This is a genomic window from Cupriavidus sp. F041, assembly GCF_057814235.1.
The window spans coordinates 351,427-368,600 of the sequence record NZ_JBVASY010000003.1; the positions used below are offsets into that span (position 1 = coordinate 351,427).

Consider the following 17,174-nt stretch of genomic DNA (forward strand, 5'->3'; position numbering starts at 1 on the left):
GGGTGAAATTCGGGTGAATTACTTCGTGGCCGAGCTTTGCGGATTCAGATTGGTCAGACGACCGCTTTCGGTGCCAGCAGCCGGGTCGATGACGGCGTTGACCAGCGTGGGCTTGCCCGTCCGCAGGGCTTCGTTCACCGCAGCTTCGAGTTCCGCCGGCGTGGTGACGTTGTGACCGACGCCACCGAACGCTTCCATCATCTTGTCGTAGCGCGCGCCCGGGACGAACGTCGTGACCGCCGGATCCTTGCCGCCGGTCGGATTCACGTCGATACCCTTGTAGACGCCGTTGTTGTTGAAAATGACGATGCAGACCGGCAGGTTGTAACGGCAGATCGTCTCGACTTCCATGCCCGAGAAACCGAACGCACTGTCACCGCTCAGCGCCAGCACCGGCTTGTTGGTCTCGACCGCCGCGGCGACCGCGTAGCCCATGCCCACGCCCATCACGCCCCAGGTGCCCACGTCCAGGCGCTTGCGCGGCTCGTACATGTCAATCACGGCACGGGCGTAGTCCAGCGTGTTGGCGCCTTCGTTGACAAACGAGATGCTCGGATTGGCCTTGACGACCTCCTTCAGCACGCGCAGCGCGCTGTGGAAGTTCATCGGCGACGCATCCTTGGCCAGGGTCTCGGCCATCTTCGCCAGGTTCTTGTCCTTGCGTTCGTCCACCGCGTTCAGCCACTCGGCGCCCGGCTTGGCAAAGTCGTTGCCGACCTTGTCAAGGATCGCCGACACGCACGAACCAATGTCACCCACTACCGGCGCGGCGATGGCGACGTTGCTGTCCATCTCGGTCGGCGCGATGTCGATCTGGATGAATTGCTTTGGCTTGCCCCAGGTCTTGCCCTTGCCGTGCGACAGCAGCCAGTTCAGGCGGGCGCCGACCAGCAACACCACGTCAGCTTCAGCCAGCACATACGAGCGTGCGGCCGAGGCCGATTGCGGGTGCGTATCGGGCAGCAGGCCCTTGGCCATCGACATCGGCAGGTACGGAATGCCCGTCTTCTCGACCAGCGTGCGGATATCCGCTTCGGCGCGTGCGTACGCGGCACCCTTGCCCAGCAGGATCAGCGGGCGCTTGGCGTTCTTCAGCAGCGCGACGGCACGGTCGACCGAGTCCGGTGCAGGCAGTTGGCGCGGGGCCGGATCCACCACCTTGATCAGCGACTTGCGGCCCTTCTCGGCTTCCATCGACTGGCCCAGCAGCTTGGCCGGCAGGTCTAGGTACACACCGCCCGGACGGCCCGACACGGCGGCTCGAATGGCACGCGCGATACCGACACCAATGTCTTCAGCGTGCAGCACGCGGAAGGCAGCCTTGGCGTGCGGACGGGCGATGGCCAGCTGGTCCATCTCTTCGTAGTCACCCTGCTGCAAATCGACGATCTCGCGCTCGCTCGAGCCGCTGATCAGGATCATTGGAAAGCAGTTGGTGGTCGCATGCGCCAGCGCCGTCAGCCCGTTCAGGAAGCCGGGCGCAGACACGGTCAGGCAAACGCCCGGCTTTTGCGTGAGAAATCCGGCAATCGCTGCTGCGTTGCCCGCGTTCTGCTCGTGACGGAAGCTGATGACGCGCATGCCGTTGGCCTGCGCCAGACGAGCCAGATCGGTGACCGGAATCCCGGGCAGGCCATAGATGTTTTCGATGCCGTTCAGCTTCAGCGCGTCGATGACCAGATGAAAACCATCGGTTTGTGCCTGATGTTCTTCCGCGGCGTGACGCTGCAGCTCGTTTCCGACTTCTGCCATGGTTGCTTCCTTCTATACAAATTGACTGTGGTTGGAATTCTTCTATTTCAGGGTGTCTTCCGCGATGGTGCTCTCGGGCCGCTTGGCTACGACTTCGGACATGCTTGGTCTCCTCGTTGGACTCGTGTTCGGGGTGCGCGGGGACGGCCCCCTTGCTTCAACTCTCTGCCGGTCCCGTTCGACCGGTCTTGATAACATACGGTATGTAATATATCAGGTAACGGCAAGCTATTTTCCGGCTTCTTGACGAACTTTCGTCAGTGCACCGCAGCAAATTAGCTTCGATCTGAGCCTAAATCAGCGCAACTCCTTAATCTGTGCAGATCATTCCCCTTTTTCACAGGTTAAGGAGATCAATCCGCCAGGAAATTGCGCTGCGGATATTCATCTTTATATATATTACATACCACGCTTTCAGACACTTTGAGGCCCTCCAAAATGCCTTGCCGAGGTCCTCACCTTCTCGAGCTTCCCTGCGCCAGGCACCTGCACCTGCGCCTGGCCGCCAAAAACTCAATACATCACTACAGATACAGTGATGCCCGGCCTAATCACCGCGCCTGGCCGATGCGCTCGCAAGGAAGCCCAAGTCTGACACCGGCATGGGCGCCTCCGAATGGCCCGTGATGAACCGTTTGCGCATCGGCGCCAGTACCAGCTTGGCCGACACCCCCGCCGCGATCGTTACCACCGCCGCCACCGTGAACACCGCATCCCAGCCCCCTTGCGCCGACAGCACCGATGCAAGCGGCACCAGGATCGCCGCCGTCCCTTTCGCTGTGTACAAGGTGCCCGCATTCGCCGCCGCAAACTTGCTGCCAAACGTGTCCGCGCACAACGCCGGGAAGATCGAGAAGATCTCGCCCCAGAACAGGAATGTCAGCGCCGCAAAGAACATGAATGCATAGGGATTCTGACCAAACTGCATCAGCCCCAGCAGTGCCAGCCCCTCGCCGATGAAGATCACGAACATCGTGTTCTCGCGACCAAACCGGTCCGACAGGAACCCGCACAGCGGCCGTGTAAAACCGTTGCACACGTTGTCGATCGACAGCGTCATCGTCAGCAACGGCAGCGTCATGCCCAGCATCGTCACCGGCATCGACGCAAAGCCGTAATCCTTCGCGATCGGGCCAAGCTGTGCCGTCGCCATGATCCCGCCCGCCGCCACCGCCACAAAGCACACATAGATCAGCCAGAACACCGGCGTCTTCACCATCTGACCTGGCGTGAACTCCACCGGGCTCGTCAGCACCGCCTTCGCCGCCACCGCGCCCTTCGGCGCGCGCGGCTTCACCAGCAGCAGCGCCAGTACGAAGATCGCCACGCCCTGCAGGATCCCGAACGTCAGGAAGGCTTTTTCATACCCGGCGCTGTGGATCATGTTCGCGATCGGGATCACCGTGATCGCCGAGCCAGCGCCGAAACCCGCCGCCGTCAGACCCGCCGCGAGACCCCGCTTGTCCGGGAACCACTTCAGCGCATTACCGACGCACGTGCCATACACGCCGCCGGCGCCAATGCCCGCGATCACCGCCGCCGCGTACAGCTCCGGCAACGTCGTCGCATACGCATTCATCACCCACGCCAGACCCGCGCAGATCGCGCCGCCCGCCACCACCGGCCGCGGGCCGAACTTGTCCACCAGCCAGCCCTCCAGCGGGACCAGCCACGTTTCAGTCACGATGAATATCGAAAACGCCACCTGGATCGCGGACGCGCCCCAGTGATGCTTGGCGTCCATCGGGGACACAAAGAGGGTCCAGCCATATTGCAGGTTCGCCACCAGTCCCATGCAAACCACGCCTACGGCCAGTTGGAACCAACGATTCTGCAGCCCACGTCCGTCACCGGTCGAGGCTACCGCTTCTTGATGCGCCATCTACTGTCTCCTAGTGCTTTTTCATGCGTCCTCGTCGGGACGGCTCGGGTCTCTATGTTTCGGAACCCTTCTTCACAACTAGATCGGCGCCTGACATTGCGGCACGTAACTCCGGGGATTGATGCTACCCGATGCTTAATTCGGTCAGGCTTAAACTTTTTTATCGTATCTATTTACGATCATTTATATATTGCGGATTCCGCATCAATTTGAGGCCCAGCCGCCGCATGACTGCAAATTGATACATAGGTCATCGGAGTCATCGGTATTGATTGCGGCGGGTTGGGGCGGTACTCAGGCAGGAATCTCCTCCAACTGGCGCAGCAAGGCATCTACGCTGCCCTTGGCATCGCCGAACCACATCCGCGTGTTCTCCTTGTAAAATAAGGGGTTGTCGACGCCCGCATAGCCGGCGGCCATGCTGCGCTTGGAGACCACCACGGTGCGCGCCTTCCAGACTTCGAGTACCGGCATGCCGGCGATGGGGCTGGCGGGGTCTTCGAGCGCCCCCGGGTTAACGATATCGTTGGCGCCGACCACCAGGACGACATCGGCGTGCTCGAAGTCGTCGTTGATCTCCTCCATCTCGAGCACGATGTCATACGGCACGCGCGCCTCGGCCAGGAGCACGTTCATATGCCCGGGAAGACGGCCGGCCACCGGATGGATGCCAAAGCGCACGTTGACGCCCTGTGCCTTCAGCCGACGCGCGATCTCGCTGATGGTGCCCTGTGCCTGCGCCACCGCCATGCCGTAGCCGGGCACGATGATCACCTCGTTCGCGTCCTTCAGCAGCGCGCTCACTTCCTCACTCGACACCGGGAGTACTTCGCCCTGCTCCGTCGCCGCGCCCTTGGCCTGCGTGGCACCGAAGCCGCCCAGGATCACCGACAGGAACTTGCGGTTCATGGCCTTGCACATGATGTAGCTGAGGATGGCGCCGCTCGAGCCCACGAGCGCACCCGTGATGATGAGCAGGTCGTTGCCGAGCATGAAGCCCGTCGCCGCCGCGGCCCAACCCGAATAGCTGTTCAGCATCGACACCACCACCGGCATGTCGGCGCCGCCGATGGCCGCGACCAGGTGCGCGCCCACCAGCAGTGCGATCACCGTCATCACGCCCAGCGGCACCAGCCCGTCCTGCACCGATGGCGCGTTGAGAAGCTGGTAGCCCAGCACCACGCATACCACGAGCGCCAGCGCATTGAGCAGGTGGCGCCCCGGCAGCAGTGTCGGCTTGCCGCCGAGTGTGCCGCGCAGCTTGAGGAAAGCAATCACGGAACCCGTGAACGTCACCGCACCGATGAGGATGCCGAGGTAGGTCTCCACCTCATGGATCGCCTTTTCCGCGCCGGCGAGCGCGGGCGAATCGAGGTAACTGGCATAGCCCACCAGCACCGCGGCCAGGCCGACGAAGCTGTGCAGCACTGCCACCAGTTCCGGCATCTGCGTCATCTCGACACGCCGCGCCAGCAGCGCGCCGGCCCCCGCGCCGAGCACCATCGCGCCGATGATGATGGGCACCCCGTCTGGGCTGCCGGCCAGTATCGTGGTCAGCACGGCGATCGCCATGCCGGCGATGCCCAGCAGGTTGCCGCGCTTCGCCGTAGCCGGATGGCTCAGCCCGCTCAGGCTGAGGATGAAGAGCGCGCTGGCGCCCAGGTAAGCAATATTGCTGATTCCCGAAGGCATGTCTGTCTCCTCAGTCGCGCTGGAACATCTTCAGCATGCGCTGCGTCACCAGGAAGCCGCCCGCGATGTTGATGGTGGCAATCAGCACCGCCGCGCCAGCGATGATGGCGGTGACCAGCGACAGCTTGCCGAGCTGCACGAGCGCGCCGACCACGATGATTCCGCTGATCGCGTTGGTCACACTCATCAGCGGCGTGTGCAGTGCGGCGGTCACGTTCCACACGACCTGGTAGCCGACGAAGATGGCCAGCACGAATACCGTGAAGTGCGCCATGAAAGCCGGTGGTGCCACGGCGCCAAGTCCGAGCAGCGCAATCGCGCCAATGACCAGCGCGATCAGCGTCGTGCCGGTGCGGCTGGGCGGCTCGGCGGGTTCGGCCGGTGCGGGCACCTCCGCCGCGGGCGCAGGCGGCGGCAACGTCTTGAGCGGCGGCGGCGGCCAAGTCACGTCGCCCTGGTGCAGCACCGTGGCGCCACGGATCATTTCGTCATCCATGTCGACCACGAGCTGGCCGTCCTTGCCGGGCGTCAGCTCCGTCAGCAGGTGCCGGATATTGGTGGCGTAGAGCTGGCTCGACTGTGCCGCCATGCGGCTGGGCAGGTCGGTGTAGCCAACCACCGTTACCCCCTGGTGCGTCACCGATTCACCGGGCACGGTCAGCACGCAGTTGCCTCCCTGCTCCGCAGCGAGATCTACTACCACGCTGCCCGGATGCATCAGCGCCACCGTATCTGCTTCCAGCAGGCGTGGTGCAGGCTTGCCGGGGATCAGCGCGGTGGTGATGATGATGTCCACCTCGCGCGCCTGCTCGGCGAAGAGCTTCATCTCGGCCTCGATGAATGCCGGGCTCATCTCCTTCGCATAGCCGCCGCCGCCGTTGCCGTCTTCCTCGATTTCCACCGTGAGGAATTCAGCACCAAGGCTTTCGATCTGCTGGCGCACCACGGGCCGCGTATCGAAGGCGCGCACCACCGCGCCCAGGCTGCGCGCCGCGCCGATGGCCGCGAGGCCCGCCACGCCGGCACCGATCACCAGCACGCGCGCAGGCGGGATCTTGCCCGCCGCCGTGATCTGCCCGGCGAATGGACGACCAAATGCGTGCGCGGCTTCGATCACCGCGCGGTAACCCGCCATATTGGCCATCGAGCTGAGCGCATCGAGCTTCTGCGCGCGCGAAATGCGCGGCACGCAATCCATGGCCAGCACCGTGGCACCGCGCTGCGACAGCCGTTCCAGCAGCGTCATCTGCTGCGCGGGCCAGACAAAACTGATCAGCGCGGCATGCTTCTTGAGCAGCGCCGCCTCTTCCACGCCCAGGCTCGGATGCACCTGTGGCGGGCACACCTTGATGACTACGTCGACCGATGCCCACAGGCTGGCGGCATCCACGATGGCTGCCCCGGCGGCCCGATACGCCTCGTCCGAGAACGAGGCCTGCTGGCCGGCGCCGGATTCCACCGCCACCTCATAACCGAGCTTGATCAGTTCCCTGACCGAATCGGGCGTCGCGGCAACGCGCCGCTCCCCGGGATGTACCTCCCGGGGTACACCAATTGTCATTGGCATGGCTTTCCCTCAGATTGTTGGGCGATTACCCGCGCACGTGGTTCACCAGCGAGCCGATGCCTTCGATGTTCACCTCCACCACCGCGCCATCCTTCATCGAGCCCACGCCCAGCGACGTGCCGACGGCGATCACATCGCCCGGCATCAGCGTCAGGTCCTGCGAGATGCGGCTCACCTGTTCCTCCGGAGTGAAGATCATGTCCGAGAGCGGATAGTTCTGCCGCTCCACGCCGTCCAGCCTCGTCGTCACGCTGGCGGCGCACCAGTTGAAGCCGGGCACGATGGCCGGGCCGATGCAACCGAAGGTGTCGAAGCCCTTGGCACGTGTCCACTGTGGGAAATTGGGGTCCGCCGCGATCAGCTCGGCGGCGGTCACGTCATTGACGATCGTGTAGCCGAAGATGTGCGACGCCGCCTCGGCCACCGACACGTTGCGCGTCTTCTTGCCGATCACGATGCCGAGCTCGCCCTCGTAGACGATCTTGCCGTCATAGCTGCGCGGGCGCTCCACGGCGTCGCCGGGGCCTGCCAGCGAAGTGGCCGGCTTGATCAGGAACAGCGGATGGGTCGGCACCGGCTTTTCCAGCTTGCGCGCCAGCGCGTGGAAGTTGTTCCACAGCGCCACGACCTTGCCGGGCTCGCACGGGGCGAGCAGGTGCAGCTCGCCTAGCTTGTGGATGGCGCCGGTGGGGCGGGCATCGCCATAGCCCGGGCCGTCGTATTCGACAACGCGGTCACTGCCGGGACCTTCCGTGCGGCCATGGCCGACGCTGCCGTCGGCACGGCGGAAACGAATCCAGGATTGCACAGCACGAACTCCTCCGGCGGGCACGCGCCAGGCGTGCCCGCTCAGTATGAGAGACAGGGGAAGGACAGCGGGCGCTCAGACGGCGCCGGCCAGCTTCATCGCGGCGATCTGGGCCGGCGTGCGGCCGAGCCACTCCAGGATTTCCTCGGTGTGCTCGCCCAGCAGCGGGGCGCGCTCCACCTTCACCGGGGAGTCGGACAGCGCTATGGGGGAGCCCAGCTGCACGTACTTGCCGCGCGTCGGGTGCTCCAGCTCCACGAGGTAGCCGCGCTCGTACATCGACTGGTCCTCGATCAGGTCCTTCATCGACAGGATCGGGCCGCACGGCACGTCCACCTCGTTGAGCGCGTTCATCACTTCGAACTTGGTCCGGCCCAGGGTCCATTGCTCGATGATGCCGAAGCACTCCCCCAGCTTCTTCAGGCGTACTTCCGGCGAGGCGAACTCCGGATCGGTGACCAGGTCCTCCCGTCCGCACAGGCGCATCAGCGGCTCCCAGCCCTGCGGCTGGACGATGACGTAGACGTAGTCGTTGGGACCACCCGGCGAGCAGCGCAGCGCGGCGCCGGGCTGGCCGCCGCCCGACGCGTTGCCGGCGCGCGGCACGTGATCGTCGAACTGCTCGTTGGGATACTCGCGCAGCGGGCCGGCATCGAGCCGTTGCTGGTCGCGCAGCTTCACGCGGCACAGGTTCAGCACCGCATCCTGCATGGCGACTTCCACGCGCTGGCCGCGGCCCGAATGCTCGCGCTGCAGCAGCGCGGCCAGGATGCCGACCACGCAGTGCACGCCGGTACCCGAATCGCCGATCTGGGCGCCGGTAACAGTCGGCACGCCAGCGGCGTCGCCGGTGGTGGAGGCAGAGCCGCCCATGCACTGCGCCACGTTTTCATACGCCTTGCAGTCTTGGTACGGACCGGGGCCGAAGCCCTTGATCGATGCATAGATCAGGCGCGGGTTCAGGTCCTGCAGGTGGTCCCAGTCAAAGCCGGCACGCGCCAGCACGCCGGGGCCGAAGTTTTCGATCAGCACATCGCTGCGCTGAACCAGGTCTTCGAGCAGCGCCTTGCCTTCGGGCGTCTTCATGTTCAGCGTCAGGCTGCGCTTGTTGCTGTTGAGCATGGTGAAGTACAGGCTGTCGGCGTTGGGCACGTCGCGCAGCTGGCTGCGGGTGATGTCACCACGGCCCGGCATCTCCACCTTGATCACGTCGGCGCCCATCCATGCCATCAGCTGCGTGGCCGAAGGGCCTGCCTGGACGTGCGTCATGTCCAGCACACGGATGCCTTCCAATGCTTTTCTTTCCATGGCGATGTCTCCTCTTCTCTTGATGGCGTCCGCTTACTTGTACATGGTCTGGTTCTTGGTCCCCGATGCGTACTCGGCCGGGTCCACCCAGATATTGGTGTCTTCCGCGGTGGTGCTTTCGGCCCGCTTCGCTACGACTTCGGACATGCTTGGTCTCCTCGCTGGACTCGTGTTCGTGGTGCGTGGGGGCTGTCCCCTTGCTTCAACCTCTGCCGGTCCGTTCGACCGGGCTTGATGACATACGGTATGTGATATATCAGGTAACGGCAAGCTATTTTCCTACTCTGCCTCGAACTTTCGTCGCTGCAACGCAGCAATACCAACAGTGGTAGTCAGGACACCGTCCGGGCGCTAGGCTTTGTGCGACCTAGGCTAACGGAAGCAAGGAAGCATCAAAGTGGAGAAAGAAGTGAATTGCCGGATGATATTGCGCCAGTTGCATTGATATATCACATACCAAAATACAAGGCACCAAGCTAAGACCAAAAGCAAACGGCGGATCAAGTCCGCCGTTCTGATCGGTAGCGACTGCCCTCTTACGGCAGTTCAATCGAGAAAATCGCAGTGCTTCTCTACGTAGTCGGCCAGGTCCAACGAGTGCTGCCGCACCGGCCGCTCGGCCAGTTCGGTGTCGCGCTTCTCCAACGCCTCGATGATGCGCAGGTGATCGACGATCGAGCGCGCCGCTCGGTCGCTCTGTGAAATCGTCATCTTCCGGATCGCCCGCACATGGATGAAGATGTTGCGGATCGTATCCATGATGATCTGCGACTTCGACAACTGCACGATCGCCTGGTGGAACACGATAGCGGGATGCCCTCGTAGGGATCGATGTCCAACAAGGGACGGTCATGTTGGCAGAGGCGCAGGTGATTAATTGCGTTTATTTGCCACTCCATCGGCCCCATGCATCATTGCCTGCCGCACCGAGCCATCGTTCGCGGTCGACACAACGCGGCGGCTCGCACGTCCGATGGAGCGTCCGGCTGGAAGCTCGACGAAATGTCTTGGGGAAAGCCTGCGACGGGCGCGTCGATACCACACTGGCGAGGTCTCCCCAAGCACAGCCGACCGGGCCCTTCAAGCCTTCGTCAGGATCTCTTCAGCCTTATTGGTGTCCTCCAGTGAGTCCAGTCCCACGAACACGACAAACTGTGTTCCAAGCACGGAGGCCGAGAAGCCGCGCAGATTGACCCCGCTGGCAGCAAGCCGCTGAGTCAACTCCGCCGCGATGCCGGGTCGGTCCGGGCCGATGACCCGAAGGGTGTGAAGGCTGTGAGTAACATTGAACCCGACTTGTGCAGCCGCGCGAACTTCCCTGTCACCCTGTAGCGGCGTAACGAACACTACACCCTTGCCGGGATCAACTGCGGTACGGCGGGCGATGATGAACTGCAGATCCGCGCCCGCGTCGCGCAATGTCGCCAGCACTTCCGCGAGGCCGCCGGGTCTGTCTGGTATGGGTGCTGCCCACACATCCACGCGTTCCACGAGAAGATCCATCGCCATCTCCTAGTCTCCATTGCACCAATCAAAATCTAGCTCACGGGTTGCTGCAAGCAAAGTCCGACGCGCTGGCGCCTTGCCCGGTAAATCCTAATGGAAAAAAAAAGGCCACTTTGCCCCGAGCAGGTTAGTTCCGTTGGCCTGGCAACTCGGCACCCCTGCACTTAATATTTACATAGTAGTTTCAGATGTCACGCTTACGTGCCGACAGGGCCGGAATCGCGGCACTGCGGCGCTTCCGGACGTGGCAGGTGGCTCCAAGGTTGCCTCCATCGGCGTCTATGAAAGCTGAAAGGGGAATGGTCATGTCAGAAGACAAGTCGCCGCGCCATGCCACGGAGCAGCAGACAGCTGATATTTCCGAGGCACAAATTGCGGTCCATTGGCCCGAGGAGGACTATTTCTCGCCGTCCAGCCAGTTCATCGCCCAGGCCAATCTGACCGACGCGCGCATCTTCGAGCGCTTTTCCCTCGAACATTTTCCAGAGTGCTTCAAAGAGTTCGCGGACCTGCTCGACTGGTACAAGTACTGGGAGACAACCCTGGACGCCAGCAATCCGCCGTTCTGGCGCTGGTTTGTCGGAGGCAGGATCAACGCCTGTTATAACTGCGTGGATCGTCACATCGCCAGCCACAAGAACAAGACAGCTATCCACTTCGTTCCCGAGCCCGAGAGTGAAACAGTACAGCACCTTACCTATCAAGACCTCTTCGTACGCGTAAACGAACTGGCAGCGCTCTTGCGCGAATCCTTTGGGCTGAATGCGGGCGACCGAGTGACCCTGCATATGCCGATGGTGCCTGAGTTGCCTATCACCATGCTTGCCTGTGCGCGACTCGGCGTGATTCACTCGCAGGTCTTCAGCGGATTCAGTGGAAAGGCTTGCGCGGACCGCATCGTCGATTCCGAGAGCCGCCTGCTGATCACCATGGATGTCTACCACCGCGCCGGCGAGTTGCTCGACCACAAGGAAAAGGCTGACATCGCGGTCGCGCAAGCCACCAGTGCCGGCCACCAGATCGACAAAGTACTGGTCTGGCAGCGCTACCCGGGCAAGTACTCGAGCCCCACAAAGCTTGTGGAGGGACGTGATGTCGTCATCAATGATGTCCTTGCCAAGTACCGTGGCAGGCGCGTAGACGCCGTGCAGATGCCGGCAGAGGCACCGCTCTTCCTGATGTACACAAGCGGCACGACTGGGCGGCCAAAGGGCTGCCAGCACTCCACCGGCGGCTACCTCGCCTATGTCACGTGGACATCGAAGTACATCCAGGACATTCATCCCGAGGACGTCTACTGGTGCATGGCGGACATCGGCTGGATCACGGGCCATTCCTACATTGTCTATGGCCCACTTGCGCTTGCCGCCTCCACGGTCGTGTACGAAGGCGTTCCGACCTATCCGGACGCCGGCCGGCCATGGCGTATCGCGGAGAACCTTGACGTCAACATCTTCCATACTTCGCCTACGGCGATCCGGGCGCTGCGGCGCAACGGGCCCGACGAACCCACGAAGCACAACCACCATTTCAAGCACATGACTACCGTGGGCGAGCCGATCGAACCCGAGGTCTGGAAGTGGTATCACAAGGTGGTTGGCAAAGGCGAGGCGGTCATCGTGGATACCTGGTGGCAAACCGAAAACGGCGGATTCCTCTGCAGCACAGTGCCGGCGATCCACAAGATGAAGCCAGGCAGCACGGGACCCGGCATTCCGGGCATTCATCCGGTGATCTTCGACGAGGAAGGCAAAGAACTCCCGGGCGGGTCTGGCAAGGCGGGGAACATTTGTATCCGCAACCCGTGGCCAGGCGTATTGCAGACGGTCTGGAAGGATCCAGATCGATACGTGAGCCAGTACTACGCGCGCTATTGCAAGGACCCCAAGAGCAAGGACTGGCGGGACTGGCCTTATCTGGCCGGTGATGGCGCGATGCAGGCCGCGGATGGCTACTTTCGCATCCTCGGCCGCATTGACGACGTGATCAACGTCGCAGGCCATCGCCTCGGCACCAAAGAAATCGAGTCTGCTGCTCTTCTCGTGTCCGATGTCACCGAGGCGGCTGTGGTTCCGGTCGCGGACGAGCTCAAGGGCAAGGTGCCCGACCTCTACGTGTCGCTGAAGCCGGGACTGGCCCCCTCCTCGAAGATCGCGAACAAGGTTTCGGCATCCGTGGTTTCCCAGATCGGGGCAATCGCGCGGCCGCGTAGGGTCGTTATCGTTCCCGATATGCCCAAGACACGTTCGGGAAAGATCATGCGGCGCGTACTTGCAGCGATCTCAAATCAGCAAGACCCCGGCGACGTGTCCACTCTCGCAAATCCGGAGGTCGTTGAGCAGATCAAGGAGCTGGCTGCGCAGGGACGGTCAGGCTAGTCGCAGGTCGCACACAACGACGGTTAAACCGTGTCAAGAAGAAGGCGCGCGTGCGCCGACGGGAAGTGAGACACCTTTGCCACGACAGCACTACGTCGATGACCACCCCGCCCTTCTTTGCGTGGCAGGTATCCTGGCCGCACAGAAGGCACGGCTGACCGCTCCCTGAGAACATCGCGGGTGTGACGCAGGTAAGCCCGCCGAAGCAACACAGCCCATTTGGAGCATCGCACCTACGGCTGACGCCGTACCCATTTCTGCGTGACAGTGGGCGAAGTGGGAGTGGCCGAATTGGGGGGCGCCTTCTATGCCGCAGGGATTGCAGCATCGCGTCCCTTCGAACTGTCGCGGCGCCTTAAACCCCTGTTTAAGTACTAAGCGACGGAACAGCGATAGTTCCAACATTACGTCGCGCCGCCGGATAGTACCAAGATCACTACTGGCAAAATCGTAGCAATGTTAGTACGGAGGCTAACGCAGAAATCGCTAACTATCTGATTTCCGAGTAGACACGGGCGTTACCGCCCGCATCCCTCACAGACCCCAGCGAGCCCAATTAAGGCACTAGGTTCTTCATCGTCCAGATTCGCTCACGGACTTGCCTTCTTGCGATATGGGTGAATGATTCTGGCCTTCGGCAGTGGAAACCTGTTCAGGATTTCCCTGAACGCTTTCCAGGTGATGTAGCTTGCATTCGACCTTCGTGATAACCACTTGCGCCAGAGAAGCTCCACCTTGAATTTCAGGGTCGAGAGTCGCTGGAAGTTACCACTGATGCCAAAGTAGGCGAAATGCCCATTTAGCATTCGGCAGATCCTCTGGTGTTGCTCGCGTACCCTCCAATGCCGCATTGCTCTTATCTGCTCATTGAATGCCTTGTGGGCGCGTGCCACGCGGTCTTTTGCGGTCAGTTGCCTCACCACAGGTTTGCCAAACCGCGACTTCACCCATGTATGAACGAACCCAAGGAAGTTGAACGTCGTCGCTAATGCCTTTTCCCGCCCATCGCCCACTGACTTTGGCTTGAACCGGAAATCGACCATTCTCGTCTTGTCCGGATGAAGTTCCAATCCGTACTTCCCCATTCGCCTGCCGAGCACCTCCAGAACACGCTCCGCGTCTTCCCTGTATGCAAACAGCATCACAAAGTCATCGGCAAAACGCACCAGATTGCCCGGACCGCGCAGCCTTGGCCGCACCACCTCCACAAACCATTCGTCCAGCACGTAATGCAGATAAACGTTACTGAGCATTGGTGAGATCACACCACCCTGGGGCGTACCGGCTTCGGGATACGACAGTTGCCCCTGATCCAGCACTCCCGCCTTTAGCCATTTATCAACCAGTTTCCTCACCACCCCATCCGTGATCCTTCTGGCTAGAAGCTCTCTCAGTTTGGCCCGATCGATGCTGTCGAAGTACTTTCGTACGTCCACGTCGAGCACCCATCGCCCACCCCGCATCACAATTGCCTCCCTTATCGCTGCCAGTGCTCCATGCGCGCTACGACCCGATCTGAACCCGAACGAACAGTCCATAAAGTCCTGTTCGTAGATCGGCTCCATCAGCATCACAACGGCACGTTGAGCTACCTTATCTTCAAAGGAAGGAATGCCGAGTCCACGCAAGCTTCCATCGGCTTTTTCTATGAAATGCCGACGAACCGGTGGCGCCCGGTAACTGCCCGACTTGAGCCGGTCGATCAGGCTGAGAAGATTCTGCTCCAGGTTGGCAGCGTATTCTTCCCCCGTCTGGCCATCCACGCCAACCGCACCATCCTTGCGCGTGCAGTCGTAGGCGTATTTGACCCACTCGTAGTCGAGGTACTGATTTAGCGACGTGAGTGCCATGGCCGGATTGTTCCTTGCCAGCATGGCTATCCGTTCCTGTTTCGTTGACACGCTTTCCGGTTTCAATGTACCTCCCGTGTTTCCCGTGAACGGTTCTGTAAACAACAACGATGGTGCCTCCCTTTCCTCGACCGGGTCCGCCTGAACAGCGTTCCCCGGCGTCAACGGTACTACGAAGGCACTAAGACTTCCTGTAGCGAATACGGAGTCACTTATTTATTCGCTCCTCCGCCCCAATCCTCTCTTGCATGTTCGCTCTCTTGCCGTGCAAGCCCCTGCAAGAGCCCGGCCCGTTTATAGCCTCGCGCCATCGGCTTCCCGGATTGGTCGACTACAGGATCGCCCAGGTTTCTGGGGATTCCATCCTGTACCTTTGCCCTGCTCTCAGACCCACCCCTTTCAAGGTGATTAGACGACACGTCCAGCCTTGATGACACGGGCGGTAGAAACATGCCGCCGTGCTATGCATCCGGCCACATAGCCTTTCTTCTTCGGCGCTTTCGGTCCCCGCGTATGTTTGCGCATCGCGCGGGGATCAACGTGCGTCGCCATCCTGATCAACTCGCGACCGAGCTGAGCTGGGGTGAGGAGGTCATAGGCCTGCCACACCTCGGGCGGCACCGCGATCATCATGCCGGCATAAGTTGCCCGGATTTCGCTGGCGAGGTAATACGGTGAGAGCTCGATGTCGCTGGTATCCAGCTCATGCCGGATTCTCACCGCAGTCGCAATCACGCTCAGTACGTTATACGCGAGCGCCGCCACGCCGAAGGCCAGCAGCGCCGCGCGCGGTTGGCTCAACGAACGAATCTCACTATTGAGCACCGATTCCAGCCGCTGAAACAGATTCTCTATGCTCCAGCGTCGCCGGTATAGCCGGGCGACTGCCTCGGCCGTCAGATGGGCGGCCGGGACATTGGTCAGCAGGCGGATGACGGTGTCACCATCCTCGGTGGCGCCATCCAGACGCAGCTCGATGCGCCGCAGCACCAGCGGCGCGTTCGATTCATCTGGGATGCTGACCGCTTGCTCGTACACGATGCCGGTTTCGACCCGGCCCATTTCGCGTAACGGCTCCAGCTCGCTGGGGCTCGGATTGCGGCCGTGCTCCCGCACGATGAAGGCGCTGCCGCGACGCTGCCACCCGGCAAGAATCGCCCGGGTGCTGAAGTTGCGATCGGCGATCCACAGTTCGGCCGGCTGGGCCGATGCGAGCAGGGTTTCCATGATGGCCCGCTCCTGGGCATGCGCATCTTCACAGGGCACCAGATCGACGATCATCGCCGTGTCCGGGTCATAGACCACCAATGACTGCCCTGGCAAGGCCGCACCCCGAAACCCCCGCAATGGTTTCAGGCGCTTTTCGCTCGCAGGCAAATGGCTGCCATCCACGATGCGCAGGCGATAGCCATTCACCGATGGCGACTGCTTGCGCAACATCGGTTGCACGACCGGCCCCAACCGCTGCGCACTGCCTTGCACCAGGGCACGAACCAGCCCCGGCTCGGTCCGGCTGAGCTTGTCGTACAGCGCGGTGATGGAAACCGGCAGCGCCGGACTGGCCTTGGCTGCCGCATGCACCGACGGGCGCAGCCCCACGGCGACCAGCGACATGATTTCCACCGTCGTCGAGAACAATAACTCCCGCGTGTACTGCGTTTCACGCTCTTGCTCGAACAACTCGTCGATCCAGGCCGGATCAAGGGCGCGTTGCAACCCCAGGCGCGCCATCACGCTGATCGGGCTGTGTTCGAGAAAGCGTTCCACCACTGCGTCCAGTACCACGACATTGACTCCGGTTTCTGTTCGAGAACACGGAGGGTGCCCTAATTTTCGTCACCTTGAAAGGGGTGGCTCTCAGACCCCGGCTGGTCTGTTTGGTCTCACCAAGTCGACCAAACAGTGCAGTCCCCATTGTTGTAAGAATGAAGACACCCTGCGCTTAAGATATCGAGGCTCAATCACACGGCTTTAGTACCTGCTGCTTACGCTTCAAGTAGTGCGTTACCGCACTCGCATGCAAAGCTCGCTTCGCGGCTGCTGGTTAGGCTTTGCCGGGAGGGAGTCGAACCCTCTGGAATCCAGCGAATGGTTTCCGCCCATACTTCGGTACTTCCCCCATTCCCAGTCTTATCCTGGCGCTATACAACGTCTTTTTGTAAGGCCTAGAGGGAGCATCTTTACTCCACCTCACGAGTTGCAATGCCGCAGCCACGCCGAGTCGACGCTCACGGCGGCGACATGGCTGGATTCGCGAACCTGTGCGTCTGCAACGGCCTGGGGCAGCTTCGCGATGTCACGCTCGATGTCAGCGTCGAGCTGTTTTCCAAGCGTGCGAATCCGACCCCGGGTGGCGCTGAACGAAATACCCTTGTCCAGCGGCAGCACTTCCTTGAGCATGGCCGTGGCCTGCCGGTACGGCAGATGGGCT

At 61.7% G+C, this 17,174-nt stretch carries 11 protein-coding genes and 1 pseudogene; 1 reads left to right on the forward strand and 11 read right to left on the reverse strand.

Annotation, left to right across the window (positions count from 1 at the left end):
- Positions 1-18: 18 nt before the first annotated feature.
- The 8 genes and pseudogenes from oxc to ACZY0R_RS40275 form a co-directional block, all read right to left on the reverse strand.
- Entirely contained in the window at positions 19-1,752 is a 1,734-nt protein-coding gene (gene oxc / locus ACZY0R_RS40240) for an oxalyl-CoA decarboxylase (protein ID WP_488867018.1), read from the reverse strand.
- A gap of 547 nt (positions 1,753-2,299) precedes the next feature.
- Complete coding sequence (gene oxlT / locus ACZY0R_RS40245) at positions 2,300-3,634, reverse strand: oxalate/formate MFS antiporter (protein ID WP_488867020.1); 1,335 nt, start codon at positions 3,632-3,634, stop codon at positions 2,300-2,302.
- 294 nt (positions 3,635-3,928) lie between these two features.
- The gene (pntB, locus tag ACZY0R_RS40250) at positions 3,929-5,326 is read right to left on the reverse strand and encodes a Re/Si-specific NAD(P)(+) transhydrogenase subunit beta (protein ID WP_488867022.1); all 1,398 of its coding nucleotides are present in this window, start codon (positions 5,324-5,326) and stop codon (positions 3,929-3,931) included.
- A gap of 10 nt (positions 5,327-5,336) precedes the next feature.
- Positions 5,337-6,893 (reverse strand): Re/Si-specific NAD(P)(+) transhydrogenase subunit alpha, encoded by a 1,557-nt coding sequence (locus ACZY0R_RS40255; protein WP_488867024.1) that lies wholly within the window; start codon positions 6,891-6,893, stop codon positions 5,337-5,339.
- Between the two features lie 25 nt (positions 6,894-6,918).
- Positions 6,919-7,701, reverse strand: coding sequence for a fumarylacetoacetate hydrolase family protein (locus tag ACZY0R_RS40260; RefSeq protein WP_488867026.1), 783 nt, complete (start codon positions 7,699-7,701; stop codon positions 6,919-6,921).
- A 75-nt stretch (positions 7,702-7,776) separates the two neighbouring features.
- Positions 7,777-9,009 carry a formyl-CoA transferase gene (gene frc / locus ACZY0R_RS40265; RefSeq protein ID WP_488867028.1) on the reverse strand — a complete coding sequence of 411 codons (1,233 nt, stop codon included), beginning with the start codon at positions 9,007-9,009 and terminating at the stop codon, positions 7,777-7,779.
- A gap of 546 nt (positions 9,010-9,555) precedes the next feature.
- Positions 9,556-9,816: pseudogene (locus tag ACZY0R_RS40270) on the reverse strand (FCD domain-containing protein); the annotation flags it as partial.
- Between the two features lie 273 nt (positions 9,817-10,089).
- On the reverse strand, positions 10,090-10,512 hold the full coding sequence (locus tag ACZY0R_RS40275; protein WP_488867030.1) for an ACT domain-containing protein: 423 nt from the start codon (positions 10,510-10,512) through the stop codon (positions 10,090-10,092).
- Positions 10,513-10,820: 308 nt separating this feature from the next.
- On the opposite strand from ACZY0R_RS40275, the gene acs reads away from it, so the two are divergent.
- On the forward strand, positions 10,821-12,893 hold the full coding sequence (gene acs, locus ACZY0R_RS40280) for an acetate--CoA ligase (protein WP_488867032.1): 2,073 nt from the start codon (positions 10,821-10,823) through the stop codon (positions 12,891-12,893).
- Positions 12,894-13,483: 590 nt separating this feature from the next.
- On the opposite strand, the gene ltrA is transcribed toward acs, so the two are convergent.
- The 3 genes from ltrA to ACZY0R_RS40295 form a co-directional block, all read right to left on the reverse strand.
- The gene (gene ltrA, locus ACZY0R_RS40285) at positions 13,484-14,767 is read right to left on the reverse strand and encodes a group II intron reverse transcriptase/maturase (RefSeq protein WP_488867034.1); all 1,284 of its coding nucleotides are present in this window, start codon (positions 14,765-14,767) and stop codon (positions 13,484-13,486) included.
- Between the two features lie 384 nt (positions 14,768-15,151).
- Positions 15,152-16,474, reverse strand: a complete 1,323-nt coding sequence (locus ACZY0R_RS40290; protein ID WP_488867328.1) for an IS4 family transposase — start codon at positions 16,472-16,474, stop codon at positions 15,152-15,154.
- A gap of 459 nt (positions 16,475-16,933) precedes the next feature.
- Positions 16,934-17,143, reverse strand: coding sequence for a hypothetical protein (locus ACZY0R_RS40295; protein ID WP_488867036.1), 210 nt, complete (start codon positions 17,141-17,143; stop codon positions 16,934-16,936).
- Between the last annotated feature and the right edge of the window lie 31 nt (positions 17,144-17,174).